This window comes from Paenisporosarcina sp. OV554, from assembly GCF_003058165.1.
Classification (GTDB): domain Bacteria; phylum Bacillota; class Bacilli; order Bacillales_A; family Planococcaceae; genus Paenisporosarcina.
The window spans coordinates 1-1,272 of record NZ_QBUC01000077.1 but is presented as its reverse complement, the minus strand read 5'-3'; the positions used below and the strand labels follow the sequence as shown (position 1 = coordinate 1,272).

The following is a 1,272-nucleotide window of genomic DNA, read 5'->3' as shown; positions in this document are numbered from 1 at the left end:
CTTCACTACGTTCAATTTGAAATCAGTACTAAATTTAGTCATAAAAAATTGCACCTCCAATTGTTAGTTGTGTCTAACAATTGGGGTGCAGATCAATTTCGCAGTGCTTTTTTATTTATTATCTAAACACCTTACATACTGAATCTTGTTCCAAAACCTCATGTTAGTTAATTGTTTTCGCTTTTTAACATTTATTTTTTCTGAAATTAACACGATTGAGTAAGTAATTAATAGGGCTAGTGAGATTTCAAATAGAAAGAGCGTCAATTCAGTAGACTGAATTGACGCTCTTTCTGTGTTCTTGATTTGGTTGTAATTACATAAAACCTTTTTATTTCCCTTGTTCAATTAGCGCTTTCATATCCGCAGCAATTTCTTCTTTTGGTACGTCTTGATAACCGTCATAGCTCTTTACAGCAATCCCATTTTGATCAACTAAAAAATAGCTTGTGCCATGGATGACTTGATCTGAATTAGGGTCAATTTTTACGAGAGTTTTAAATGAATCTCGTGCAAACTGTTCCATATACTCTGGGTCATATCCCGTTAGTAATTCCCACTTAGATTCGTCAGCTGGGTTAAACTTCGCTAAATATTCAGCCATAATTTCGGGCGTATCCACTTTTGGATCCACACTAAATGCGACGATTTTATAATCCTCTACTCCTGATTTTATCAATTCATCTTGCACCTTGGTCATATTCATCGTCATTGGCGGACATACCGTTTCACAATTGGTGAAAATAAATGTGGCCAACCACACAGTCCCTTTTAAATTTTCTAAAGAAACTTTTTCGCCTCTTTGAGATTCATGAGAAAAGGATTCAACTTCCCAGTCAGTCTCTGCTTTAAACTTTGATGAATTACATCCCGATAGGATGATTGCGCTCAACACAATAAGTGTGAACATTTTTTTATATTTCGTCATGGACTCTCCCCACTTTCGCTCCCTTTCATCTTATCGAATGGAATTTACGAATTCAAGGTAGGAGCATCCCTTGTTTCTAACGAATTTGTGTCGTTGTATTATTATTAGTCCATTACATAAAGAAAGACCACCAACTAAGGTGGTCTCAGGTTGTAGACAAAAGGGTTTCGGAATGTGTTCATTCCGAAACCCTTTTGTCATTTTTATTGAATTTGAGGCAATTATTGAGGAAAGTAGACCTCTCCGAGGATTATTTATGCCATTTTCGGAGCTCGCCATGTCCAGCTGGCGAGTTTTTTTAAATTCATGGCAGCGAAAGTAAGCATCGCCTGCATCGACAATTT

Annotated in this window: 1 protein-coding gene; it reads right to left on the bottom strand. The window is 36.6% G+C overall.

The window, feature by feature from the left end; genetic code table 11:
* Positions 1 to 331: 331 nt before the first annotated feature.
* Positions 332 to 928, bottom strand: a complete 597-nt coding sequence (locus C8K15_RS19995; protein WP_108588134.1) for an SCO family protein — start codon at positions 926 to 928, stop codon at positions 332 to 334.
* Between the last annotated feature and the right edge of the window lie 344 nt (positions 929 to 1,272).

Excerpts from the sequence above, each read along its gene's own strand:
- C8K15_RS19995 (WP_108588134.1), bottom strand. The coding sequence starts at position 928 with ATGACGAAATATAAAAAAATGTTCACACTTATTGTGTTGAGCGCAATC.